Origin of the sequence: Streptomyces sp. NPDC050564 (assembly GCF_044457265.1) — a bacterium.
In the GTDB taxonomy this organism is placed as follows: Bacteria; Actinomycetota; Actinomycetes; order Streptomycetales; family Streptomycetaceae; genus Streptomyces.
The window spans coordinates 21,516-45,902 of the sequence record NZ_JBITGS010000002.1 but is presented as its reverse complement, the minus strand read 5'-3'; the positions used below and the strand labels follow the sequence as shown (position 1 = coordinate 45,902).

Below are 24,387 nucleotides of genomic sequence, written 5' to 3'. Positions count from 1 at the left end.
AGTGAGCACCCCCGACCTTCCCCTCGCCCAGAGCGGCGGCTGCGGCGACGGCTGCGGCTGCGGCGCCGACACGGACGAGTACATGGAGTGCGGCCTCGACCCCGCGCTCGCCCAGCTCCTCGCCGACGCCGGTCTCGACCCCCTCGAGGTCGAGGACATCGCGAACGTGGCCATCCAGGAGGACCTCGACCACGGGGTGGACGTGACGACCGTCGCGACCATTCCCGAGGACGCCGTCTCCACCGCCGACTTCACCGCCCGGGACGCGGGCGTCGTGGCCGGGCTGCGGGTGGCCGAGGCGGTCATCTCCGTGGTCTGCACCGACGAGTTCGCGGTCGAGCGGCACGTCGACGACGGCGACCGCGTCGAGGCGGGCCAGAAGCTCCTCAGCGTCACCACCCGCACCCGCGACCTGCTGACGGCCGAGCGCAGCGCGCTGAACCTGCTCTGCCGCCTGTCCGGCATCGCGACCGCCACGCGTGCGTGGGCGGACGCTCTGGAGGGCACCAAGGCCCGCGTGCGCGACACCCGCAAGACGACGCCGGGCCTGCGCTCCCTGGAGAAGTTCGCGGTGCGCTGCGGCGGCGGCGTCAACCACCGCATGTCCCTCTCGGACGCCGCACTGGTGAAGGACAACCACGTGGTCGCCGCGGGCGGCGTGGCGCAGGCCTTCAAGGCCGTACGGGAGTCCTTCCCGGAGGTTCCGATCGAGGTCGAGGTCGACACCCTGCACCAGCTGCGCGAGGTCGTGGACGCGGGCGCCGACCTGATCCTTCTGGACAACTTCACGCCCGTCGAGTGCGAGGAGGCCGTCGCCCTCGTCGACGGCCGCGCCCTCCTGGAGGCCTCGGGCCGGCTCACCCTGGACAACGCCGGGGCCTACGCGGAGACGGGCGTCGACTACCTGGCCGTGGGCGCCCTCACGCACTCCTCGCCGATCCTGGACATCGGCCTCGACCTGCGCGAGGCCACGCCGGACGAGGTCTCGGCACACGACGCATCGGCGGACGTGGCCTCGACGGACGAGGCGGAGTAGGGCAGATGCTCCTCACGATCGACGTCGGCAACACCCACACCGTCCTCGGCCTCTTCGACGGGGAGGAGATCGTCGAGCACTGGCGGATCTCCACGGACGCCCGCCGCACGGCCGACGAGCTCGCCGTGCTCCTCCAGGGCCTCATGGGCATGCACCCGCTGCTCGGCGAAGAGCTCGGAGACGGCATCGACGGCATCGCCATCTGCTCGACGGTCCCGTCCGTCCTGCACGAGCTGCGCGAGGTCACGCGTCGCTACTACGGCGACGTCCCTGCCGTACTGGTCGAACCCGGCATCAAGACCGGCGTACCGATCCTGATGGACAACCCCAAGGAGGTCGGCGCCGACCGCATCATCAACGCGGTGGCCGCCGTCGAGCTCTACGGGGGCCCCGCCATCGTCGTCGACTTCGGCACGGCGACGACGTTCGACGCGGTGTCCGCGCGCGGGGAGTACGCGGGTGGTGTCATTGCGCCCGGTATCGAGATCTCCGTGGAGGCGCTCGGTGTGCGGGGTGCTCAGCTTCGCAAGATCGAGCTGGCTCGGCCGCGGGCGGTGATCGGGAAGAACACCGTCGAGGCGATGCAGGCCGGCATCGTGTACGGGTTCGCCGGGCAGGTCGACGGGGTCGTCAACCGGATGGCCCGCGAGCTCGCCGACGATCCCGACGACGTCACCGTCATCGCCACGGGCGGCTTGGCCCCGATGGTCCTCGGCGAGGCCTCGGTCATCGACGAACACGAGCCGTGGCTGACACTGATCGGACTGCGGCTGGTGTACGAGCGGAACGTGTCGCGCACGTAGGTTTTTCGCCCGCTCCTCAAACGCCGGAGGGGCTGAACTTTCGCCGGCCGGGGCTGGAGATTTTCAGCCCGTCCGGCTTTTGAGAACGAGCGCGTCAGCGCGATACGGGGGTCTGGGGGCGGAGCCCCCAGGTACGGGACGGGTAGGGGCGGAGGGGGCGAAAACCCCTCCCGCCGCACCCAGAGGGAGACGCGCCGCGTACGCCCGCTATGCGGATTTTGTCTGATTAGCGCGTATCGTCGGCGCATGCCCACGCCATACGGATCCCGCGGCGGAATGGCGTTCGGTGCGGAGGAGCTGCGTGTGCTCCGTCGCGCTCTCGCCCTCGCCCTGCACCCCAGCCCCGCCTCGGCCGACGACGTCCAGGAATGCCTCCGTCTCGCCGAGTCCGTCGACGAGGCGGCCCGCGAGGGAGCCAGGCTCCGGGCCTTCCTGCTGGCCGACCTCGCCCGCTACCGCGCCGCCCTGCCGGGCGCCACCGGCGGTTACCTCGCCCTCCTGGAGGAGGCGCTCGGCGCCGGTTACCGGCCGCACCCCGACGACCTCGCCGCGCTTCGTGCCCTGAGCGGCAACCCCGCGGCGGCCGACCTCCTGGACCGCTGCAGGGCCCTTGCCGAACGGGACGTGCGCGCCCGCCTGGCGGGCCGCACGACCCAGATGGTGCCCCCGTCCCGCACCCGACTGCTGGCTCTCCCCGGAGGCCTGGCATCGGAGGAGCCCGCCAAGAAGCCGGCGGAGAAGCCCGCCGCCGAGCCCCAGCCGCACCGTCCGGTCAAATCCCCGCGTCCGGACCGGCCCATCCCCACACCGGGCGAGGTGTTCCCGCCGAAGCGCAAGACCGCGCCGCCACCGGCGAACCCGCCTCAGCAGCTCGCGGCGGGCTAGCTACTCTGGAGGGCATGGACTATGTCTCCGCGCTCGTGCCCCCCGTAGTGATGGCCGTGTTCTTCATCGGGCTGATCGTGACGATCGTGAAGACCCAGGGCGGGGCCAACAAGGCCAAGGAGGACGCGGTCGTCGACGCCGCCCTGGCGCGCGCGGAGAGCGCCCGCCAGGCCTCCCGCGACACCGAGGTCTGAGCCCGGCCGACGACGGACCCGCAGGCCGGCAGACCCGCCGGGCCGACGGACCCGTAGGCCGCAGAGCGGCATGCCGTAGACCCGCAGGCCGCAGAGCCGCATGCCGCAAACCCGCAGGCCGACGGGCAGGCGGGCTGCGGGCGGGCAGGTCGACCAGGACCCCGGGGGCGGCCGCACCGACCGCTGCCGCACCCTCTTCCACGTAAGACGGCGTACGACTCATACGTTTTTCGAGTCGTACGCCCTTTTTGTTGGTGATCTCCCACTATTGTTCTGAGCTGTGCCTCGCCCATTGGGAGAACTCGAAGACGCGGTCATGACGCGGGTGTGGAAGTGGAACCGCCCGGTGACCGTTCGAGAAGTCCTGGAAGACCTTCAGCAGGAACGGTCCATCGCGTACACCACGGTGATGACCGTTTTGGACAATCTCCATCAGAAGGGCTGGGTGCGCCGTGAGGCGGAAGGCCGGGCCTATCGATATGAGGCGGTCTCCACACGTGCCGCCTACGCGGCCGCACTGATGAACGATGCCTGGTCGCAGAGCGACAACCCCGCCGCCGCTCTCGTCGCCTTCTTCGGCATGATGTCCCCGGAACAGCGCGAAGCCCTCAGCGATGCCGTGCGTATGGTCCAGGGACCGGAAACCCGCGCCGAAACGCCCGCGCCGGAGAACCCGGTGGGCGAGAACCCCGCCGCCACCGAGGGTGACGCCGGACGATAGCGTCCGCTCATGCCAGCAGAGCATCCCGCAGAGGTTCCCGCAGAGCATCCCGAAGCCGCAGCAAAAGCCATCACCGTCCGCCGGGCCAGGACCAGCGATGTCCCGGCCGTACGCCGCCTCCTTGATGCGAACGTCCGGCGCCGCATCCTGCTCGACAAAGCGACGGTGACGCTTTACGAGGACATCCAGGAGTTCTGGGTCGCGGAACGCGACGACAACGCCGAGGTGGTCGGCTGCGGTGCGCTGCACGTGATGTGGGAAGACCTCGCGGAAGTCCGCACTCTCGCGGTGAACCCCGCGGTCAAGGGCCTCGGTGTCGGTCATCAGTTGCTGGAGAAGTTGCTGCAGACCGCCCGTTGGCTCGGTGTTCGACGAGTTTTCTGTCTGACCTTCGAAGTCGAGTTCTTCGCGAAGCACGGCTTCGTGGAGATCGGCGAGACACCCGTCGACACCGATGTCTACGCCGAGCTCCTGCGTTCCTATGACGAGGGCGTGGCGGAGTTCCTCGGTCTCGAACGAGTGAAACCGAACACCTTGGGCAACAGCCGGATGCTTCTGCATCTGTGATCGCCGACGGCTATTCCGGCGGACAGGCTTGCCCAGGTTCCCTATGTCCGAAACGCGCACGTTTCCGGTCTGCCAGTGCCCTGTGAGTCTCACCCAGGGGTTTGTGTTTTTCAGTCAAAAGCGGTTTGCTTTCCGACGTACTGCAGTACTGCATATAACAGGGGACGGTGAAACGGCGGACGCCGCAGACCCCCGGCCCTGAAGTTATCGATGAAAGGAAATCCGGTGGCACAGAAGGTTCAGGTCCTTCTTGTCGACGACCTCGACGGTGGCGAGGCGGACGAGACCGTGACGTTCGCGCTGGACGGCAAGACGTACGAAATCGATCTCACGACCGCCAATGCGGACAAGCTCCGTGGCCTCATCGAGCCCTACGTGAAGGGTGGTCGTCGTACCGGAGGCCGCGCTTCGGGTGGACGCGGAAAGGCGCGCGTCGCTTCCGGTGGCAGCCAGGACACCGCGCAGATCCGCGCGTGGGCGAAGGAGAACGGCTACGAGGTCAACGACCGTGGTCGAGTTCCCGCGTCCATTCGTGAGGCCTACGAGAAGGCCAACGGCTGAGCGCTCGCTTGCCGCAGCCTTACCCGATGGCACTGCGTTGCCATCGTGTCCACGAGTCGTACGAGATCGGGGGCGCCCCCACCGCCCCCCACGGCCGACAGTGTCGGCAGCGAGGGTTCGACCTCGCACCCGAATTCGGGGGGCCGCAGCCACACGGCGGCCCCCTGTGAGTTTTCCGGGACAGTGGACAGTGCGGGCATGCCCAAAGGGCGGGGAGCCCCGGCCGTTCCCGGTGGCAGTGGAGCCTCGACGCTCCCGCCCGCGCCGATCGCCGTGAGATCCAGCGCGACGGCGCCCCACTCCAGCCACTCGAGCAGCCCCGGCAGTTCGTCCGCGCTGCCCGCGGCCACCAGGAGTCGCATCCGGTTCCCCTGCAAGGCCACCGGAGACGCCGGGCCCAGATGCCGCAGCGCCGCACGTCCCGCCTCCGCCGGCACCTCCAGCACGTCGAAGCGCAGGCCCGTGACGAGCCGCGTCGGCGGCCCGGGCACTGCCGCCCAGCCCAGTTCGTTCTCGTACCACCGCTGTACTGGATCACTCGAGTCGAGCGGTCGACGAGGGAGAGGGACCATGGGAACCGTGGGAACCATGCCAGGAGCAACAGCCGGAAGAGCTCCAGAGTTACGCTGAGTATTCCGGCGAGTACACAGAGTGCCGGAACAGGGGGCGTGCGGAGGTGTTCGGCGGCGCAAGGATGTTCGCCCATAGCGGAGGGAACCGGTGTGCGCCGCATGGAGTGTCAGTGCGTACGGGTAAGACATCCCTAGTGGGAGGGGCGACACGCATGGATCGGGCATCTCGCGTTCGCCATCGGCGTACAGATGGTGAGGGTATCTGCCTGGCCTGCGGGAACATCGTCTCGCACCATCAGGTTGGAGCATATGTCGGCGTTCGGGGTCAGGAGGCCAAGGACGGTGTCGGCAGTTGGAATGAGCGGTCCCCGCTTGCGGGACTAAGCTGCGGAAGGACAGCGAGGGGAGCGTCCCCTCACTGCCTGACCGCTCTGAGGAGCGATTAACGATGTTCGAGAGGTTCACCGACCGCGCGCGGCGGGTTGTCGTCCTGGCTCAGGAAGAAGCCCGGATGCTCAACCACAACTACATCGGCACCGAGCACATCCTCCTGGGCCTGATCCACGAGGGTGAGGGTGTCGCCGCTAAGGCCCTGGAGAGCCTCGGGATTTCGCTCGAGGCGGTCCGCCAGCAGGTGGAGGAGATCATCGGCCAGGGCCAGCAGGCGCCCTCGGGCCACATTCCCTTCACCCCCCGTGCCAAGAAGGTCCTGGAGCTGTCGCTCCGCGAGGCCCTTCAGCTGGGCCACAACTACATCGGCACGGAGCACATCCTGCTCGGCCTGATCCGTGAGGGCGAGGGCGTCGCCGCCCAGGTCCTGGTCAAGCTGGGCGCAGACCTCAACCGGGTGCGGCAGCAGGTGATCCAGCTGCTCTCCGGCTACCAGGGCAAGGAGACGGCCGCCGCCGGCGGTCCTGCGGAGGGCACCCCCTCCACGTCCCTGGTTCTCGACCAGTTCGGCCGGAACCTCACCCAGGCCGCTCGTGAGTCCAAGCTCGACCCGGTCATCGGGCGCGAGAAGGAGATCGAGCGGGTCATGCAGGTGCTGTCCCGCCGTACCAAGAACAACCCGGTCCTGATCGGTGAGCCCGGCGTCGGCAAGACCGCCGTCGTCGAGGGCCTCGCTCAGGCCATCGTCAAGGGCGAGGTGCCCGAGACCCTCAAGGACAAGCACCTCTACACCCTGGACCTCGGCGCCCTGGTCGCCGGCTCCCGCTACCGCGGTGACTTCGAGGAGCGCCTGAAGAAGGTGCTCAAGGAGATCCGCACCCGCGGCGACATCATCCTGTTCATCGACGAGCTCCACACGCTGGTCGGTGCGGGTGCCGCCGAGGGCGCCATCGACGCGGCTTCGATCCTGAAGCCGATGCTGGCCCGTGGCGAGCTGCAGACCATCGGTGCGACGACGCTCGACGAGTACCGCAAGCACCTCGAGAAGGACGCGGCCCTCGAGCGCCGCTTCCAGCCGATCCAGGTGGCGGAGCCTTCCCTCCCCCACACGATCGAGATCCTCAAGGGCCTGCGCGACCGCTACGAGGCTCACCACCGCGTCTCCATCACGGACGAGGCTCTGGTCCAGGCCGCGACGCTCGCGGACCGCTACATCTCGGACCGGTTCCTGCCCGACAAGGCGATCGATCTGATCGACGAGGCGGGCTCCCGGATGCGCATCCGCCGGATGACCGCTCCGCCGGACCTCCGCGAGTTCGACGAGAAGATCGCGGGCGTGCGCCGCGACAAGGAGTCCGCGATCGACTCGCAGGACTTCGAGAAGGCCGCCTCCCTCCGCGACAAGGAGAAGCAGCTCCTGGCCGCGAAGGCCAAGCGGGAGAAGGAGTGGAAGGCCGGCGACATGGACGTCGTCGCCGAGGTCGACGGCGAGCTGATCGCCGAGGTCCTCGCGACCGCCACCGGCATCCCGGTCTTCAAGCTGACCGAGGAGGAGTCCTCGCGTCTGCTGCGCATGGAGGACGAGCTCCACAAGCGGGTCATCGGCCAGAAGGACGCCATCAAGGCGCTCTCGCAGGCGATCCGTCGTACGCGAGCGGGTCTGAAGGACCCGAAGCGCCCCGGTGGGTCGTTCATCTTCGCCGGCCCCTCGGGTGTCGGTAAGACGGAGCTGTCGAAGACCCTCGCCGAGTTCCTCTTCGGTGACGAGGACGCGCTCATCGCCCTCGACATGTCGGAGTTCAGCGAGAAGCACACGGTCTCGCGTCTCTTCGGTTCGCCCCCCGGATACGTGGGCTACGAAGAGGGCGGCCAGCTGACGGAGAAGGTGCGGCGCAAGCCGTTCTCGGTGGTCCTCTTCGACGAGGTCGAGAAGGCCCACCCGGACATCTTCAACTCGCTGCTGCAGATCCTGGAGGACGGTCGTCTGACCGACTCCCAGGGCCGGGTCGTGGACTTCAAGAACACGGTCATCATCATGACGACCAACCTCGGCACCCGGGACATCTCCAAGGGCTTCAACCTCGGCTTCGCCGCCGCGGGTGACACGAAGTCCAGCTACGAGCGGATGAAGAACAAGGTCAACGACGAGCTGAAGCAGCACTTCCGCCCGGAGTTCCTGAACCGTGTCGACGACACGGTGGTCTTCCACCAGCTCACCGAGGAAGACATCATCCAGATCGTCGACCTCATGATCGCCAAGGTGGACGAGCGCCTGAAGGACCGCGACATGGGTCTGGAGCTCAGCCCGAGCGCCAAGTCGCTGCTCGCGAAGAAGGGTTACGACCCCGTTCTGGGCGCCCGGCCGCTGCGCCGGACCATCCAGCGCGAGATCGAGGACGCGCTCTCGGAGAAGATCCTCTTCAGCGAGCTGCGTCCGGGCCACATCGTGGTCGTCGACACGGAGGGCGAGGGCGAGGCCAAGACCTTCACCTTCCGAGGTGAGGAGAAGTCGGCACTCCCCGACGTCCCGCCGATCGAGCAGGCCGCGGGTGGGGCCGGTCCCAACCTGAGCAAGGAGGCGTAGGCGCCACGGCGCTCGCCTGAACAAAAGGGGCTGCCCCAGGACTTCGGTCCTGGGGCAGCCCCTTTTGGGTTTGGAGGGGTCCCGGTTTCACGTAGCCCGCGTCACATTCCCGGGCACCGGGATCTATGCCGTCGGTGACATGGCGCACAGGCGTTTTGTCCGGTACTAGGTGGAATAGTGGACTGACAAGAACGGGCAAAAGGGACCTTTGGCCCGGAGTCCTCGGGGTGGCTTCTGCTGTGCGGGGACGGGGAGGTCGAGGGGGCGTTTCCCCAGGGGGGCAATGCCCCGAAGTGGGGTTAAACCCTTGTTTCCGCAATAAATCCGGAAGATCCCTTATAGGGATGCCGATGCTGTCAAGGTTCCTCAAGTTTTGGGGTGAAGTACGACTCGAAGTCGTAGATAGCCGTTTTGGGGCTTTGTGGGGTTAGGGGTTACCAAGGGATGGCCCACTCGGTGGCCGGCTGTGCGCCGGGTGGTGTTCGACCCCCGTCCCCGTCCTCGTGAGGTCCCCATGTCGAAGCGCGTCACGTTCCGTCTCTCCCGTACGTCCATCCGCTCACGGGCGGCCGTCCTGGCCGTCGGTCTCGGCGCCTCGGTCGTGCTGGGCGCCGGAGTCGCGACCGCCGACACCCTCGCCACCGGCGGAACCGTCACCGCGGCGCACACCGTGCAGACGCAGGCCGCCGCTCAGGCCAAGACCGCCGCCGCCAAGAAGGCCGCCTCCTGGGTCGACCCGGTGAAGAAGTACGCGCTGTCCGCCACCTTCAACCAGGCCGGCGGCATGTGGGCCCACAAGCACTCCGGCCAGGACTTCGCCGTGCCGCAGGGCACCGAGGTCGTCGCCGCGCACGGCGGCACCGTGGTGAAGGCCGGCGGCAATGGGGCCGGTGACGGTCCCGCCTACGGCAACGCCATCGTCATCAAGCACGGCAACGGGACCTACTCGCAGTACGCCCACCTGTCGCGCATAGACGCCAGGGTCGGCCAGGTCGTCGCCACCGGCCAGCACATCGCGCTGTCCGGCAACACCGGCAACTCCAGCGGGCCGCACCTGCACTTCGAGATCCGTACGACCCCCAACTACGGGTCCGCCATCGACCCCGTCGCCTTCCTGCGCGCCAAGGGTGTGACCGTCTAAGACGGCGCCGCGCCTCCGTGCGCCTGCGTCACCAGATCGATCGCGACCTCCAGGACCGCCTTGCGCTTGTCCTCGGGGTCGCCTTCGACGTCTTTGAGGACGAACATCCCGGCATGCATCGTGAAGAGCGCGCTGATGCAGCGGACCTGGTCCGTCAGCGGCGCCTCCGGCTCCTTGATGATGTCGAGCATGCTGAGCATGCGGTCCTTGAAGGTCTCGCCGATGCTGAGCTCTCGTACCGTCGCCTGGTTCTCCTGCATGAAGCGGAAGAGCGGGGCCGCGCCGGTGAGGGCTTCGCTGTAGCGGCGCAGCACCTCCTGTTTGGTCTCCAGGGTGTGCGGCTGCTGCCCGCCCCACTCGATCAGGTCGTCGAGCGGCCTCGTCAGATCCTCGAAGAGGCTGATGAGGATCTCTTCCTTGGTCTTGAAGTGGTAGTAGAGCGCCGCCTTGGTGACGTCGAGGTGCTCGGCGATCTCGCGCAGCGAGGTCTTCTCGTAGCCCTGCTCGGAGAAGAGTTCGAGGGCCACGTCCTGGATGCGCTGGCGGGTGTCCCCGCGGCGCTGTCGCTTGGTGCCGTCCATGGTGCCGCCCATCCTCGTACTCCTTGCGCTCCCTGAAAACTTACCTGTCGCCCGGCTAGTAAAACTACTTAAACTTACTTGACGCCCGGCTAGTTACGGGTCTAATTTCCCTGAGTGTAGTCAACTTGCCGGTCGGCAAGTAAGTAGTCGGCCCGCCGGCAGCGGTACCTAGGGGAGTGGAAACGATGGCGGACAACACCGAAACGGTCGCGCAGGCCGAGAAACAGCCGGCGGAGCAGGCCGACAAACAGCCACGCAGCGTACGGGTCGTGCTGCTCGCGCTCATGATCGCGATGCTGCTGGCGATGCTCGACAACATGATCGTGGGCACGGCGATGCCGACGATCGTCGGCGAACTGGGCGGCTTGGAGCACCTGTCCTGGGTGGTCACCGCGTACACGCTCGCCACCGCCGCCTCCACCCCGATCTGGGGCAAGCTCGGCGACATGTACGGGCGCAAGGGCGCCTTCATGACCTCGATCGTGCTCTTCCTGATCGGCTCCGCGCTGAGTGGCATGGCCCAGGACATGGGCCAGCTCATCGGGTTCCGCGCCATTCAGGGCCTGGGCGCCGGTGGTCTGATGGTCGGCGTCATGGCGATCATCGGCGACCTGATTCCGCCGCGGGAGCGCGGCAAGTACCAGGGCATGATGGCCGGCGTGATGGCGTTCGCCATGATCCTCGGCCCGCTGGTCGGCGGCACCATCACCGACCACTGGGGCTGGCGCTGGTCCTTCTACATCAACCTGCCCCTCGGCGTCGTCGCGCTCCTCGCGGTCAGCGCCGTACTGCACCTGCCGAAGAAGCGGGTCGAGGCGAAGATCGACTACCTCGGTGCGGGACTGCTGGCTCTCGGTATCTCGGCCATCGTGCTGGTGACCACCTGGGGCGGCTCCGAGTACGCCTGGGGCTCCGCCCGCATCATGGAGCTGATCGGGATCGGCGTCGCCGCGCTCGTGGGCTTCGTCTTCTGGCAGACCAAGGCCGCGGCGCCGGTCGTGCCGCTGCACATCTTCAAGAGCCGCAACTTCACCCTGATGTCGGTCATCGGCTTCATCACCGGCTTCGTGATGTTCGGCGCGGTGCTCTTCCTGCCGCTGTACCAGCAGTCCGTGCAGGGCGCGTCCGCCACCAACTCCGGGCTGCTGCTCCTGCCGATGCTCGGCGCGATGCTCGCCGTCTCGATGGTCGCGGGGCGGGTCACCACCAACAGCGGCCGCTACAAGGTCTTCCCGCTCGTCGGCAGTGTGCTGATGATCGTGGGGCTGTTCCTGCTCGCGCAGATGGACACCGAGACGACCCGGCTGACGTCCGGGCTGTACATGGCGGTGCTCGGCGCGGGCATGGGCTGCCTGATGCAGATCACCATGCTGGTCGCGCAGAACAGCGTCGAGATGAAGGACATGGGCGTCGCGTCCTCGTCGACCACCCTGTTCCGGACGCTGGGGTCGTCCTTCGGTGTCGCCATCATGGGCGCGCTGTTCAACCACCGGGTGCAGGACGTGATGGCGGAGCGGGCCGGGGCGCTCGGGTCCAAGATGACCGAGAAGTCCGCACAGCTCGACGCGGCCAGCCTGGCGAAGCTGCCGACGCAGGCCCGGGAGGCCTACCAGCACGCGGTGTCCTCGGGTACGCACTCCGCGTTCCTGCTCGGGTCCGTGGTGGCCGTGGTGGCGCTGGTCGCGGCGGTGTTCGTGAAGGAGGTTCCGCTGAAGGGGGCGGGGCCGGCCGCGCCGAAGCCTGCGGATGACGTGGAGTCCAAGGAAGCCGTGGCTGAGACGGTCTGACCTCTCTGGTCCGAAGGCCCCCGGCGTTGTCCGCCCCGGGGGCCTTCTTCATGAGCCGGCTCTTCATGGGTGCGGGCGTACGGGGCGGGGGCCAGACGGTTTCGCCCGCTCCGCCCCTGCCCGTCCCGTACCTCGGAGCTCCGCCCCCAGCCCCCGTTTCGCCTTGACCGTCTTGCCCTCGCGCCGGACGGGCCAAAAGCGACTGTCAGTCCCCCCTGTCACCATCTGAACCGTGGACAGAATGCGGCAGCTGCGGCTTGCCAAGGACGCGATGGATCGGGACTGGGCCGAGCCCGGGCTCGATCTCGACGCGGTGGCCGCACATGCCGGCTACTCGCGCTATCACTTCATACGGGCCTTCAAGGCGGCGTACGGCGAGACGCCGGGCCAGTATCTGACCCACCGTCGTATCGACCGGGCCGAGGACCTGCTGCGCACCGCGAACCTGTCGGTGACCGAGATCTGCAACCTGGTCGGCTTCAGCAGCCTCGGTACGTTCTCGGCGCGCTTCAAGGCATGGACCGGGCTGACTCCGAGCGAGTACCGGGCGAAGCATGTGGGACGGGGGACCGCCCTCATACCGGGGTGTTACGCGATGCTCTGGGCCGGCGGCTTCCGGCCGGGGCCCGGTGCGCGAGAGCACAATTCCGAAGAAGCACCGTGAGCCCGTCGCTGCCTACCGTGGCAGGGCAAGGACGACCACCCGCACCGCTGGGAGCACACCATGATCAAGGGACTCGCCATTTCGACCGTCTGGGTCCTCGACCAGGACCGGGCCAAGGAGTTCTATACCGAGAAGCTCGGGCTCGAAGTCCGTACGGACATGACGTTGGGCGACGGCGGCATGCGCTGGCTCACCGTCGGTGCCGAGAACCAGCCCGACCTCGAGCTGACACTCATGGTGCCCGGACCGCCCGCGATGGACCCCGACTCCGCCGAGATGATGAAGAAGCTCGTGGCCAAGGGCGTGCTCGGCGCGGGCGCGCTGACCACCGACGACATCCAGGGCGACTACAAGAAGCTCAAGGACCGCGGTGTGGAGTTCCTGCAGGAGCCGCAGGAGCGCCCGTACGGGACGGAAGCGGTGTTCCGCGACGACTCCGGGAACTGGTTCTCGTTCAACCAGCCGCGAGAGGGCGGGCTCGACCTGGAGAAGGGCTGGGGCTGCTGACCCCCCTCCGATCTGCTGTCCCCCCTTCTGATCCGAGAGGTGAGCGGTAACACGCATGTCGAACGGGCGTCAACCTCTGTAGTCCAGGATGGTCCACCCCCTGTGGCCGCCCAGAGTTCAGGCATCGACCACAAGAAGGTGCCTCAGGGCTTCCAGGGGGAACAGCACATGCGCGTGAACAAGAAGGTCGCGGCCACGGTCTCGGCGTTGATGATGACCACCGGCCTGCTGGCCATGGCCGGCTCCACCACCGCCAGTGCCGCGGACGGCTGCAACAACAACGGCAGGACCGTCCAGGAAGCGATCGGGGCCCGCGGCCAGGGCATCGAGCTGCGGGTGAACGGGTCCGGGGACGGCCCCTGCGCCTGGGGCCGGATCGTGGTCGGCGCCGTCGGGATGCACGTCTGGGTGGACCGCAGCAGCGACGGCGGGCGCACCTGGGAGCCGCAGCTGGGCCGGCGGGAGATCGAGAGCGGCGGCAGCGTCTGGACCGAGGTCTGGCGCTCCCGCAACGGCCAGCTGATGCGGGCCTGCGGCGACTCGGGCTACAACACGACGATCCACTGCACCAAGTGGTACTAGGACCAAGTGGTACTAGGACCAAGCGCCGCGTCGGGCTCCTGAGTCCTCCTGATGAGGCCTCCTGACGAGCCCGTATGCGCAAGGGGCGTGGCGGGAGTTCCCCGGCCACGCCCCTTGCCTGTCGGCGCGCTACTTCCGCGACCCCGGCAGCATCGGATAGCTCCCCGTGTTCGTCGGCGCGTGCTCCGGCAGCCACAGCACCGCGACCGCGCCCTCGGCGGGTACGTCGTCCGGTGCCCCCGCCGGGCGTACGTTGCGGAAGGTCAGCCGGGCGCCCAGCACCCGGGCCTGGCCCGCGGCGATGGTCAGGCCCAGGCCGTGACCATGGCCCGCACGGTCGGTGCTGCCGGTGCGGAAGCGGCTCGGGCCCTCGGCGAGAAGTGCCTCGGGGAAGCCGGGGCCGTGGTCGCGGACGCGGATGACGCGGCCCTCCACGGTGACCTCGATGGGAGGCTTGCCGTGCCGGGAGGCATTCGCGAGGAGGTTGAACAGAACGCGCTCCAGACGCCGCGGGTCCGTCGTGACCTCCGACTCGTGCACCACACGCACCTCGACGTCCGCGTCCTTGGCAGCCACGCGGCGCGACACGAACTCGCCGAGCATGATGTCCTGCAGCTCGGCCCGCTCGGACGCGCCGTCGAGCCGGGCGACCTCCAGGACGTCCTCGACAAGGGTGCGCATGGCCTGCGCCCGGTCCCGGACGAGCTCGGTGGGACGGCCGGGCGGCAGGAGCTCCGCGGCCGTCAGCAATCCGGTCACCGGCGTACGCAGCTCGTGCGCGATGTCCGCGGTCACCCGGCGCTCGGCCTCGATGCGCTGCTGGAGCGCGTCCGCCATGGCGTCCACGGCACGCGCGAGGTCGTCGGTCTCGTCGCGCACGACGCCGCCGATCGCGTCCCGTACCCGTACGTCGGTCTCGCCCTTGGCGACCTGGTTCGCGGCGGACGCGGCCTTGCGCAGCCGGCCCGACAGCTGGCCGCCGATGAGCACGCCGAGCGCGCTGCCGCCGAAGACGACCGCGATGGAGCCGATGATGAGCGCCTGGTCGAGGTCCTTCATCACGTCCGCGCTGCGGTCGGTGAACCGCTCGTGCCAGGACAGCACCCTGCCGTCCCTGAGCGGGACGGCGGCCCAGATGTCGGGCACCCCGTTCGGGCCGTCGGACACGTAGGTGGCCCGCCGTCCCTCCGAGACCTTCGCCAGCAGGTCCGCCGGGATGGCCGGATCGTCGAGCTTGACCCCGACGGGCAGCGGCCGGCCGGGCCCGTATACGCGCTGCGCGAAGTGGATACGCTCGTTCGCCAGGTCGCGCGAGTTGTCGAGCATCGAGACGCGCGCCGCGTTGTGCACGACCAGGCTCAGCGCGATCGCGACCAGGGCGCCGACGAGGGCGATGGCCGCGCTGAGCTTCCACCGGATGCCGGTGCGGATGGCCAGGCCATCACTTGTACCGTCGGCCACGCCCACACTCGTACCGCTGTCCGGGCGTCGAAATATCCCCCGCATACCCCTGCTCAGGCCTTCAACTTGTAGCCGAAGCCGCGAACCGTCTCGATCCGGTCCTGGCCGATCTTCGTGCGCAGCCGCTGCACATGGACGTCGACGACCCGGGTGTCTCCGCCCCAGCCGTAGTCCCACACACGTTCGAGCAGCTTGTCGCGACTGAGCACGGTACCCGGCGCGGACGAGAACTCGAGGAGCAGCCGCATCTCGGTGGGCGTGAGCGCCACCGGCGTACCGCTCTTGAGCACCTCCATGCCCTCGGTGTCGATCTCCAGGTCGCCGAAGGCGAGCACCCCGCCATCGACGGACGAGGCGACCTCGGCCGCCTGGGCGCCGCCGTTGGCGTGTCCGAAGCGGCGCAGCACGGCACGGATGCGGGCGACCAGGACCGCGCCGTCGAACGGCTTGGTCACGTAGTCGTCGGCGCCCGCCTCCAGGCCGAGCACGACATCGATCGAGTCGGCGCGCGCGGACAGCATGATCACGGGGACGGTCGACTCGTCACGGATCCGGCGGCACAGCGAGACCCCGTCGAGTCCGGGCACCATGACATCCAGCAGGGCGATGTCGGGGCGGTCGGCGCGGAACGCCTCCAGACCGGACAGTCCGTCGGGCATGGCGGTGACCGCGAAGCCGTCGCGCTCCAAGGCGAGCTGCGTGGCCTCGCGGATGACGTCGTCGTCCTCGACGAACAGGACGTGGGTCTGCTCTGCCATCCGGCTGCTCCGTGTGCTCTCAGTTCGAGGGGGCGGGCGAGTCGACGCCGCCCACCGCGTTGCTGTAGTCGTTGTGGATCCGGGACCGCTCGGTGAAGCGGGCCGCGGACCAGCCGTAGGTGATCACTTCTTCACTGGAGGGATACGACACCGGGTCGTCCGTCTTGTACAGCTGCTGGGTGACCACCAGATCGCCCCGGTCGATCTCGGCGTAGACGGGAGGCTGCTCGGCCTTGAAGACATTCTCGTACTTGCCGTTTTTCTCGCGGTACACGTACGAGCCCATGCCGACGGCATCGGCGCAGGTCATCACGTTGATCACGATGTCGTCCGAGGAACCCCCGGTCAGGTTCCCGTACGACACGTCGACCGGGTACTCGTCGGCGACGCACGGCTTCAGATCGCGCTTGACCGACGCGCTGACCTGTGGGTCGTCCTTGACGAGCTGGACCGCGTCCACCCGCTTGGCCGCTTTGCCGGGCGAGGCGGAGGCGGTGGGCGTGGTGGCGCCCTTGGCCACCGCCGCACCGCCCGCCGGACCCTCGTCGCGGGCGCCCGTACCGCCCGTGGCGCAGGCGGTCACGAAAAGGCTGAGGGCGGTGAGCACGGCGGCTGCCGTACTCCCCGCCTTCAGGACCTCCCTGGCCCGGGTTCCTAGGCCGCGCAACGCTCCCGCTCCTCACTCGGTTCGAGCGCGCGGGCGCCGCGCTCCTCGTAGTTCCGGCTCTCCAGCTCCTCGCGGAGCCGGGCCAGCGCCCGGTGCAGCGTGCTCTTGACCGTTCCGGCCGACATACCAAGCGCGGCGGCCGTCTCCTCCGTGGACATCTGCTCCCAGTGTCGCAGCACCACGACACTGCGCTGCTTGGGAGCGAGCACCTTCATGATGTCCATCAGGAGCGCGCGGTCCGCGTGCTGCTCGGTGGAGTCGTCGATGGACGCGTCCGGCAGCTGCTCCGTCGGGACCTCCTCCAGCTTCCGGGCCCGCCACCACTCGGTGCGCGTATTGATCATCACGCGGCGCAGGTACGCGTCGGCCAGCCGTTTGTCCGCGATGCCGTCCCAGCGGCCGTACGTCCGTACGAGCGCGGTCTGCAGCAGGTCCTGGGCGTCGACCGGGTCGGGGACCAGGCGGCGGGCACTGCGCAGCAGCGCGTCCTGCCGAGTGCGGACGTACTCTTCGAATTCGAGCACCTCGCCGTGCGCCATGATCAACCGCCTCCATCCCCGTTTCCGACCTGCCTGCTGCCGGTTGTCCGTTGCTGTGCCGCGTTGTGTGCGGTACGCAAATGAAGCTACGGAGGCGTTGTCACGGGGTTGTCCGAGCCAGCCTGCGGCAAGCAATCGGCTGTCCGTCGGTTGTGTAACGGATGTAGGTCCGGGGTAAAGCGAGGTGGCTGTACGTCCTGTTTGATCCGCCTTTGCTCCGCGGATCGCCTCAACTGCTAGGTCAACGGCAGCCGATACAGACCGCCCGCGAGCGGTTCCACGAGTCCGTCGGCGACGAGACCGTCGAGCGCGCGGGCCCGCTGTACCGGTTCGTGCCATACGCGGTCCAGGGCGGCCTGCGGCACGGCCCCGACTGCCTCTCTGAGCACGGCGAGGAGCTTCCCGCGGACCTGCCGGTCCGTACCCGCGTACGTCTGTCCGCGCCTCGGGGGCCCGTCGTGCTCCGGCTTGCCCGCCAGCCGCCACGCGCACTGCGCGGCGATCGGGCAGTGGTCGCAGGTCTCGTTCTTCGCCGTGCATACGAGCGCGCCGAGCTCCATGGACGCGGCGGCCCAGCGGGAGGCCGTGCGCTCGCTCTCGGGGAGCAGCGCCCGGGCGAGCTTGCGTTCGGCGGCGGTGGTCGCGTTCGGCGGGTACTGCACGCCGGTGACGGCACGTGCGAAGACCCTTCTGACATTCGTGTCGAGCACGGCGTGCCGCTGCCCGTACGCGAACGACGCCACCGCCGCGGCCGTGTACTCCCCGATGCCGGGCAGCGCGAGCAACTGGGCGTGCTCGGTGGGTACGTCGCCGCCGTGCCGCTCCGTTATGGCCACCGCCGCGCCGTGCAGGCGCAGTGCGCGCCGCGGGTAACCGAGCCGGCCCCAGGCGCGGACGGCCTCGCCCGGGGCTTCCTTCGCCAGGTCGGCAGGGCGGGGCCAGCGGGCCAGCCACTGCTCATACACGGGCAGGACGCGGTTCACCGGGGTCTGTTGCAGCATGAACTCGCTGACCATCACTCCCCAGGGGCCGGCGTCCGGGCGCCGCCAGGGGAGGTCGCGGGCGTGCTCCTCGAACCAGGCGATGACGGGGGTGTGCAGGGGCTCGCCAGGGGCGTTTTGGGTGGGCTTGGTGGGTGCAGTCATGGCGTAGTCGATCCTGCCATGCGGGGGTTGGGGGTGCGTGCTCGACGCCGGGTGCGGACGGGGTGGTTTTTCGCCCCCTTTCGCCGCACTCGTCCCGCTCCTGGGGCCCTGAGGTCCCAGGAGCGCCCTGTAAGGGCGCGGGGAACGGCGCGACAAGCCCCCACCCACCCGCACCCGGAGAGCAACCCGGGGGGTCTGGGGCAGAGCCCCCGGGGGCGAACAACCGCCTGGCGGCGAGATGATGATCCGGAAAAGTTGAAGTCGGGGCGGCGGGTGGGGCAAGCGCCGGGGCGGATCTCTCGTACAGTTTGCGCCGTGGGATCTCTGCGCAATCCGGTCGGGCCGCTTCCCTCCACCATCTACTGGCGTCGGAGGGCCGTTCTGCTGTCTGTGGTCGCCCTGTTGGCGCTGCTCATCGTGTGGGTGGTCGGCTCCGGCGGCGGAGGCGGCAAGAACAACGCCGACGGGTCCAACGGCAAGAATCCCGCGCCCTCGATCACTCCTGGCCCCTCCGGCTCCGGCCCCGCGATCAGCCAACACCCGGGCGGCCGCGACGAGTCGAGCGGCAGCGACAGCAGCGGCGGAAGCGGCGACGGACGCGGGACCGGCGACGGGACGGGGTCCGCTTCCGAGGGTTCCAGCGGCAGCGGCGGCGCGTCCAGCGGCGGGCCCGACGACGGATCCAACGGCGCCGGAGGGGCGGGGGAGCAGCTTCCCGCCGGGTCCAGCCTCCCCAACTGCACCGCCGACGCGGTCAAGTTGACCCTGCGCAGCGTGCACAACACCTACGCCCCCGGCGACAAGCCCACGTTCGAGCTCACCGCCAAGAACTCTTCCGGCAGCGCCTGCAAGGTCGATCTCGGCCCGAAGAACGCGGTGCTGACGATCACTCAGGCGGGCAGTGACACCGACATCTGGTCCTCGGACGACTGCCCGAAGAACGCCGGCAGCCTCCTCTTCCGCGTACCGGCCGACGGGCGGGTGACCTACACGGTGGAGTGGGACCGCAGGGGCAGCGCCCCCGAGTGCGCCACGCCTCCGGCCGGTTCGGCGTCCGCCGGTACGTACTTGGTGGAGGCGAAGGCGCCGGGACTGACGAAGGCCCAGACATCGTTCGTCCTGTCGAAGGACTAGGGCCCAGCGGACTCCGCGGTCCTGGCGGCCATGCCGGTGAGTCGCGAGCCGAGAACCCGTGCGGGACGAAGGCCCAGACGTCGCTCGTGCTGTCGAAGGACTGGGCCCCAGCGGACTCCGCGGTCCTGGCGGCCATGCCGGTGAGTCGCGAGCCGAGAACCCGTGCGGGACGAATGCCCGGGCGTCGCTCGTCGTGTCGAAGGACTAGAGTCCGGCGGACTCCGCGGTCCTGGCGGCCGCGCCGGTGAGTCGCGAGCCGAGAGCCCGTGAGCGAGATTCCAGACGTTCCGCTCCCGCTCCCGCCCCGGCGCCGCAGCGCCGGGCGCCGGGGCGGGACGGCCCCAGGTCGGCCGTGAAAACCGTAGAGGCTAGACGTACCGCTCCAGGATCGACGACTCCGCCAGTCGCGACAGCCCCTCGCGGACGCTGCGCGCCCGCGCCTCGCCCACCCCGTCGACCGTCTGCAGGTCGTCCACACTCGCGGCGAGCAGCTTCTGCAGCCCGCCGAAGTGCTCCACGAGCCGGTCGATGATCGCGCCGGGCAGACGGGGAACCTTGGCGAGGAGGCGGAAGCCGCGCGGGGAGACGGCCGAGTCGAGGGCCTCGGGGGACCCCGTGTAGCCCAACGCCCGTGCCACGGTGGGGAGTTCGAGGAGCTCCGCGTGGGTGAGCGCGTCCAGCTCCGAGAGTGCCTCGTCGACCGTGCGGGAGCGCTTGGCGGTCGGCTCGGGCACGTAGTCCCGGACCACGAGTTCCCGCTCGGGCTCGACGCCCGCGATCAACTCGTCCAGCTGGAGTGCGAGAAGACGCCCGTCGGTGCCCAGTTCCACCACGTACTCGGCGATCTCGGTGGCGATGCGCCGCACCATCTCCAGGCGCTGGGCGACCGCGGAGACGTCCCGGACGGTGACCAGATCCTCGATCTCCAGCGCCGACAGCGTGCCCGCGACCTCGTCGAGGCGGAGCTTGTAGCGCTCCAGGGTCGCGAGGGCCTGGTTGGCGCGGGAGAGGATCGCGGCGGAGTCCTCCAGGACGCGGCGCTGACCGTCCACGTACAGGGCGATCAGGCGCATCGACTGGGACACGGACACCACCGGGAAGCCGACCTGCTTGCTCACCCGGTCCGCGGTGCGGTGCCGCGTGCCCGTCTCCTCCGTCGGGATCGTCGGGTCGGGCACCAGCTGCACGCCCGCCCGCAGGATCTTGGTGATGTCCTTGTCGAGCACGATGCCGCCGTCGAGCTTGCACAGTTCGCGCAGACGGGTCGCGGTGAACTCGACATCCAGGACGAATCCGCCCGTACACATCGCTTCGACGGTCTTGTCGGAGCCGAGCACGATGAGTCCGCCCGTGTTGCCGCGGAGAATCCGCTCAAGCCCGTCGCGCAGCGCCGTGCCGGGTGCCACGGCGCTCAATGAGGCGCGCATCAGGCCATCGGCACCGGAGCTCCCACCGGACTTTCCGGGAGCTGCTGCCCGGTCGTTGGCTGCCACTGCACTCCTCCGGTCGCAGGTTTCCGGTCGCCCTCGGTTCGTACGGACGGGCGAGACCAGGGCAAAGTCTACCGGCGGTCCTCGTCCTCCCGTGGGGCCTCTCTGCGACGGGAGCGCGGAAGGACTCGCAGCGCGTCGCCCATGTCGGCGACTTCCAGGACCTTCATACCGGGAGGGATCTTGCCCGGGTCGGTCGGTACGAGGGCGTGCGTGAAGCCCAGGCGGTGCGCTTCGGCGAGCCGGCGCTGGACGCCCGTGACCCGTCTGACCTCGCCCGCGAGCCCCACTTCGCCGATCGCCACGAGGTTCTTGGGGAGCGGGGTGTCACTCGCCGCGGACGCGAGGGCGAGCGCGATCGCGAGGTCCGCCGCGGGCTCGGAGAGCTTCACGCCGCCGACCGTCGCGGAGTAGATGTCCCGCTTTCCCAGGGCGCTGATCCGGCCCCGCTGCTCCAGGACGGCCAGCATCATCGAGACGCGGGAGGTCTCCAGGCCGGAGGTGGTGCGGCGGGGGGAGGGGATCTGCGAGTCGACGGTCAGGGCCTGGACTTCGGCGACCAGCGGGCGGCGGCCCTCCAGCGTGACGGTCAGGCAGGTGCCGGGGACCGGCTCGGCACGGCGGGTCAGGAACAGGCCGCTCGGGTCGGCCAGGCCCGTGATGCCCTCGTCGTGCAGCTCGAAGCAGCCGACCTCGTCCGTCGTCCCGTAACGGTTCTTGACCCCTCGTACGAGTCTGAGGCGTGCGTGCCGGTCGCCCTCGAAGTGCAGGACGACGTCCACGAGGTGTTCGAGGAGCCGCGGGCCCGCGATCGCGCCGTCCTTTGTGACATGGCCCACGAGGAGGGTGGACATACCGCGCTCCTTGGAGGCGCGGATCAGGGCGCCCGCCACTTCGCGGACCTGAGCCATGCCGCCCGGTGCGCCGTCGATCTCCGGAGAGGCCACCGTCTGGACCGAGTCCAGGATCAGCAGGGACGGCTTCACCGCGTCCAAGTGTCCGAGGACGGCGGCAAGATCGGTCTCCGCGGCGAGATAGAGGTGGTCGTCGATCGCCTTGATGCGGTCGGCTCGGAGCCGGACCTGGCTGGCCGACTCCTCACCCGTCACGTACAACGTGCGGTGCTCGTCGCTCGCGGACTTCGCCGCCACGTCGAGCAGGAGCGTGGACTTGCCGACGCCCGGCTCGCCCGCGACCAGGACGACCGCGCCGGGGACCAGCCCGCCGCCCAGGACGCGGTCCAGCTCGGGCACGCCGGTCGTGCGCGCCGTGGCCTGGCGGCCGTCGACCTGGCCGATGGGCACCGCGGACGTGGTGACGCGGCCGGGCGACGTCGTCCGCACCGCGGGCGCGCCGTACTCCTCGACCGTGCCCCATGCCTGGCACTCGGGGCAGCGGCCGAGCCACTTGGCCGTCTGCCAGCCGCACTCTGTGCAGCGGTAGGACGGTCGGTCCTTCGCGGTTTTCGTACGGGCAGCCATGCACGGAACCGTAGCCGAGGGCACTGACAGCGCGGAGCCGCGCTGGGAGGCCGCCCTGCGGGGGCCGATGCGCGAGGCGACTCGGGGGGCTGTCGCAGCTGTGGGCATGCGTGCCGCCAGGAGCGGCAGGCATGCCCACGGCGGCACCCCGTCGACGTCAGGTTGCGCGATCCACGCCGAGCTCACCCCCGGTGTCGGGATCAGTCCGGTCGGTCCGGTTCGGGATCAGTCCGGTAGTCGGTCCGGTTCGGGATCAGTCCGGTAGTCGGTCCGGTTCGGGATCAGGCCGGTCGGTCCGGTGCCGGATCAGCTCGTCACGGCCACCGCGACTCCCTCGTCCGCATCCGTCTTCGGCTCCTCCGCCGTACCTCCGCGCAGCGCGAGCAGCACCAGCAGTGCCGCGAACAGGGCCGCCGAGCCGCACACCACGAAGCCGATCGAGTAGCCGTGGCCGAGCGCGTCCAGGGCGTACGAGCGGGCCGCGCCCGGCGGGGAGCTCGCGGGGACGGAGTTGAGGGCGAGCGGGCCCCCCTCCTTGAGGACCTCGTGGGCCGCCGCCTGTGACGCGGGGGCCAGCTGGGATCCGGCGAGCGACTTCGTGACCTGGGAGGCCGCCTGGCTGAGGGCGACCGCGCCGATGACGGCGGGGCCGAGGGTGAAGCCGAAGTCGCGCAGCAGGTTCGTGGAGGCGCTGGCCATGCCCGCGAGATGCACCGGCACGGTGTTGACGGCCGTCGCCGTGATCGAGGAGACGGTGAACGCGAAGCCGATGCCGACCAGGCCGAGCGGCAGGATCAGCGAGGTCAGCGCCCGGTCGTCCACGTCGAGCGTGGCCGCGAGGTAGTCACCCGCCGCGATCAGCAGCAGGCCCGCCGTGAGCAGCCGGCGTGCGGAGACGCGGGCGAGGAGCCGTGAGGTGAGCGGGGTCAGGAACGGGGTGATGCCGTTGAGGAGCAGGAACGCGAAGGCCGTACGCATCGGCGTCTGGTGCTGGATCGGACCGAGCCGGATGCTCGCCCCGTACGCCGTGCCGAGGAAGCTGAACATGCCGACGACGGCCACGACGGACGCCACCGCGAAGGAGCGGTTGCGGAACAGGTCGAGGCGCAGGAGCGGGGAGGCGGCGCGGCGCTCCGCGACGACGAAAAGGGCGAGGAAGGCCGCAGCGACGATGAAGGCGACGACCACCGGGGTCGCCCCCCAGCCGTCGGTCGGGCCCTGGATGACGGCGTAGAGGAGGGCGAACAGGCCGACTCCGATGGTGATCTGGCCGCCGATGTCCAGCGAACGCCCTTCCGGGGAACGGGAGTCGGCGGCGAACAGGACGCTCACCAGTGCGCTGGCCGCGGCGACGATCGCCACCACGACGAACGACCAGCGCCATGATCCGTACGTTCCCGTGATCCCGCCGAGCAGTGGCGCGAGGAAGCCGCCCGCCGACAGGCTGGACGCCCAGACGGCGATCGCGCGGGCCCGCTGGGCGTGGGTGTGGGTGCCGGCGGCGATCATCGCGAGCGAGGTAGGGAAGAGCGCGGCCGCGCCGAGGCCGGCGAGCGCCTGGCCGACCCAGAGCTGGTGGACACCCGCGCTGGAGGCCGCGACGACCTCGCCGGCGCCGAGCAGGAGTGCACCGCCGACGAGCAGTCGCTTGCGGCCGAAGAGGTCGCCGAGGACTCCGAAGGACAGCTCCAGGACGGTGACCGGGAGGAGGAAGGCGTCCGATATCCAGGTCAACTGCGAGCCGACCGGGTGCAGATGCTCCTGGAAGAGTCCGTTCAGGGTGGCCGGGATGGCGATGCCGATCTGGGCCAGGCAGACGGCCAGACAGCCGGCGATCAGGGTGCCGAGGGGGAGTCGGGGCATGGGGTGTCCCTACGTTGCTGGTGCCAGGGGTGGGTGCGCGGGCCGCCGTCGTGGGTCGGGGCCGCGCCGGTACATCCGCCCGCATCCGAACGGATCGGCTGCGGGGTGGAAGGGTGCTGTCCTTTTGGATCCGTCCGGATGCGGGCATGCGATGCACCGGCACGGCGCCTTGTGCGGGTGGGCGGATGCGGGCTGTGTTTCAGCCCGTCCGGTGTTCGAGGACGAGGCCGTTCAGGCCGGTACGGGGTCTGGGGGCGGAGCCCCAGGGACGGGA

24 protein-coding genes are annotated in these 24,387 nt (G+C 69.5%); 14 read left to right on the top strand and 10 right to left on the bottom strand.

What is annotated here, in order from left to right; all coding sequences use genetic code 11:
- The first annotated feature begins 1 nt into the window (after position 1).
- The 7 genes from nadC to ACIBK0_RS03700 all read left to right on the top strand — a co-directional run bounded on the left by nadC (position 2) and on the right by ACIBK0_RS03700 (position 4,767).
- Positions 2-1,036: a carboxylating nicotinate-nucleotide diphosphorylase gene (nadC, locus tag ACIBK0_RS03730; protein WP_399075224.1), complete on the top strand. Its 1,035-nt coding sequence runs from the start codon at positions 2-4 to the stop codon at positions 1,034-1,036.
- A 5-nt stretch (positions 1,037-1,041) separates the two neighbouring features.
- A complete protein-coding gene (locus ACIBK0_RS03725; RefSeq protein WP_189188525.1) occupies positions 1,042-1,839 on the top strand; it encodes a type III pantothenate kinase in 798 nt (265 codons plus the stop codon).
- A 276-nt stretch (positions 1,840-2,115) separates the two neighbouring features.
- Positions 2,116-2,724, top strand: coding sequence for a hypothetical protein (locus tag ACIBK0_RS03720; RefSeq protein WP_399076029.1), 609 nt, complete (start codon positions 2,116-2,118; stop codon positions 2,722-2,724).
- A 14-nt stretch (positions 2,725-2,738) separates the two neighbouring features.
- Positions 2,739-2,918, top strand: a complete 180-nt coding sequence (locus tag ACIBK0_RS03715; protein WP_399075221.1) for a hypothetical protein — start codon at positions 2,739-2,741, stop codon at positions 2,916-2,918.
- 316 nt (positions 2,919-3,234) lie between these two features.
- Positions 3,235-3,639 carry a BlaI/MecI/CopY family transcriptional regulator gene (locus tag ACIBK0_RS03710; protein WP_399076027.1) on the top strand — a complete coding sequence of 135 codons (405 nt, stop codon included), beginning with the start codon at positions 3,235-3,237 and terminating at the stop codon, positions 3,637-3,639.
- A 9-nt stretch (positions 3,640-3,648) separates the two neighbouring features.
- A complete protein-coding gene (locus tag ACIBK0_RS03705; protein WP_399075219.1) occupies positions 3,649-4,206 on the top strand; it encodes an amino-acid N-acetyltransferase in 558 nt (185 codons plus the stop codon).
- Between the two features lie 225 nt (positions 4,207-4,431).
- Complete coding sequence (locus ACIBK0_RS03700; RefSeq protein ID WP_399075217.1) at positions 4,432-4,767, top strand: Lsr2 family protein; 336 nt, start codon at positions 4,432-4,434, stop codon at positions 4,765-4,767.
- Here the strand turns inward: ACIBK0_RS03700 and ACIBK0_RS03695 are convergent.
- Positions 4,746-5,339, bottom strand: a complete 594-nt coding sequence (locus ACIBK0_RS03695) for an SCO3374 family protein (RefSeq protein ID WP_399075215.1) — start codon at positions 5,337-5,339, stop codon at positions 4,746-4,748. The two genes, ACIBK0_RS03700 and ACIBK0_RS03695, sit on opposite strands and share 22 nt — an antisense overlap.
- A 448-nt stretch (positions 5,340-5,787) precedes the next feature.
- Between ACIBK0_RS03695 and ACIBK0_RS03690 the strand changes: the two genes are divergently transcribed.
- Both ACIBK0_RS03690 and ACIBK0_RS03685 read left to right on the top strand, forming a co-directional pair.
- The gene (locus ACIBK0_RS03690; protein WP_399075213.1) at positions 5,788-8,313 is read left to right on the top strand and encodes an ATP-dependent Clp protease ATP-binding subunit; all 2,526 of its coding nucleotides are present in this window, start codon (positions 5,788-5,790) and stop codon (positions 8,311-8,313) included.
- A 514-nt stretch (positions 8,314-8,827) separates the two neighbouring features.
- Positions 8,828-9,454, top strand: coding sequence for a M23 family metallopeptidase (locus ACIBK0_RS03685; RefSeq protein ID WP_399075211.1), 627 nt, complete (start codon positions 8,828-8,830; stop codon positions 9,452-9,454).
- Here ACIBK0_RS03685 and ACIBK0_RS03680 read toward each other — a convergent pair.
- Positions 9,451-10,047 carry a TetR/AcrR family transcriptional regulator gene (locus tag ACIBK0_RS03680; protein ID WP_399075209.1) on the bottom strand — a complete coding sequence of 199 codons (597 nt, stop codon included), beginning with the start codon at positions 10,045-10,047 and terminating at the stop codon, positions 9,451-9,453. The two genes, ACIBK0_RS03685 and ACIBK0_RS03680, sit on opposite strands and share 4 nt — an antisense overlap.
- A 173-nt stretch (positions 10,048-10,220) precedes the next feature.
- Here ACIBK0_RS03680 and ACIBK0_RS03675 point away from each other — a divergent pair, with 173 nt between their 5' ends.
- From ACIBK0_RS03675 to ACIBK0_RS03660, 4 genes are all read left to right on the top strand, one after another.
- Positions 10,221-11,822 (top strand): MDR family MFS transporter, encoded by a 1,602-nt coding sequence (locus tag ACIBK0_RS03675; RefSeq protein WP_399075207.1) that lies wholly within the window; start codon positions 10,221-10,223, stop codon positions 11,820-11,822.
- A gap of 241 nt (positions 11,823-12,063) precedes the next feature.
- Positions 12,064-12,486: a helix-turn-helix transcriptional regulator gene (locus ACIBK0_RS03670; RefSeq protein ID WP_399076025.1), complete on the top strand. Its 423-nt coding sequence runs from the start codon at positions 12,064-12,066 to the stop codon at positions 12,484-12,486.
- Between the two features lie 60 nt (positions 12,487-12,546).
- The gene (locus ACIBK0_RS03665) at positions 12,547-12,993 is read left to right on the top strand and encodes a VOC family protein (protein ID WP_399075205.1); all 447 of its coding nucleotides are present in this window, start codon (positions 12,547-12,549) and stop codon (positions 12,991-12,993) included.
- A 102-nt stretch (positions 12,994-13,095) separates the two neighbouring features.
- Complete coding sequence (locus tag ACIBK0_RS03660; protein ID WP_399075203.1) at positions 13,096-13,575, top strand: glycosyl hydrolase; 480 nt, start codon at positions 13,096-13,098, stop codon at positions 13,573-13,575.
- Positions 13,576-13,704: 129 nt separating this feature from the next.
- Here the strand turns inward: ACIBK0_RS03660 and cseC are convergent, their stop codons facing one another.
- The 5 genes from cseC to ACIBK0_RS03635 all read right to left on the bottom strand — a co-directional run bounded on the left by cseC (position 13,705) and on the right by ACIBK0_RS03635 (position 18,145).
- Positions 13,705-15,081: a two-component system sensor histidine kinase CseC gene (cseC, locus tag ACIBK0_RS03655; RefSeq protein ID WP_399075201.1), complete on the bottom strand. Its 1,377-nt coding sequence runs from the start codon at positions 15,079-15,081 to the stop codon at positions 13,705-13,707.
- Between the two features lie 8 nt (positions 15,082-15,089).
- Entirely contained in the window at positions 15,090-15,794 is a 705-nt protein-coding gene (cseB, locus tag ACIBK0_RS03650; RefSeq protein ID WP_399075199.1) for a two-component system response regulator CseB, read from the bottom strand.
- 19 nt (positions 15,795-15,813) lie between these two features.
- Positions 15,814-16,461 (bottom strand): hypothetical protein, encoded by a 648-nt coding sequence (locus ACIBK0_RS03645; RefSeq protein WP_399075197.1) that lies wholly within the window; start codon positions 16,459-16,461, stop codon positions 15,814-15,816.
- On the bottom strand, positions 16,449-17,000 hold the full coding sequence (locus ACIBK0_RS03640; RefSeq protein WP_399075195.1) for a SigE family RNA polymerase sigma factor: 552 nt from the start codon (positions 16,998-17,000) through the stop codon (positions 16,449-16,451). Before ACIBK0_RS03640 ends, ACIBK0_RS03645 begins: the two co-directional genes overlap by 13 nt.
- 236 nt (positions 17,001-17,236) lie before the next feature.
- Positions 17,237-18,145 (bottom strand): A/G-specific adenine glycosylase, encoded by a 909-nt coding sequence (locus ACIBK0_RS03635; RefSeq protein ID WP_399075193.1) that lies wholly within the window; start codon positions 18,143-18,145, stop codon positions 17,237-17,239.
- 315 nt (positions 18,146-18,460) lie between these two features.
- Between ACIBK0_RS03635 and ACIBK0_RS03630 the strand changes: the two genes are divergently transcribed.
- Positions 18,461-19,279, top strand: a complete 819-nt coding sequence (locus ACIBK0_RS03630; RefSeq protein ID WP_399075191.1) for a hypothetical protein — start codon at positions 18,461-18,463, stop codon at positions 19,277-19,279.
- A 368-nt stretch (positions 19,280-19,647) separates the two neighbouring features.
- Here ACIBK0_RS03630 and disA read toward each other — a convergent pair whose 3' ends face one another.
- From disA to ACIBK0_RS03615, 3 genes are all read right to left on the bottom strand, one after another.
- Positions 19,648-20,772, bottom strand: coding sequence for a DNA integrity scanning diadenylate cyclase DisA (gene disA / locus ACIBK0_RS03625; RefSeq protein WP_399075189.1), 1,125 nt, complete (start codon positions 20,770-20,772; stop codon positions 19,648-19,650).
- Positions 20,773-20,840: 68 nt separating this feature from the next.
- Positions 20,841-22,250: a DNA repair protein RadA gene (gene radA, locus ACIBK0_RS03620; RefSeq protein ID WP_399075187.1), complete on the bottom strand. Its 1,410-nt coding sequence runs from the start codon at positions 22,248-22,250 to the stop codon at positions 20,841-20,843.
- A gap of 306 nt (positions 22,251-22,556) precedes the next feature.
- A complete protein-coding gene (locus ACIBK0_RS03615; protein WP_399075185.1) occupies positions 22,557-24,113 on the bottom strand; it encodes an MFS transporter in 1,557 nt (518 codons plus the stop codon).
- Positions 24,114-24,387: the final 274 nt, after the last annotated feature.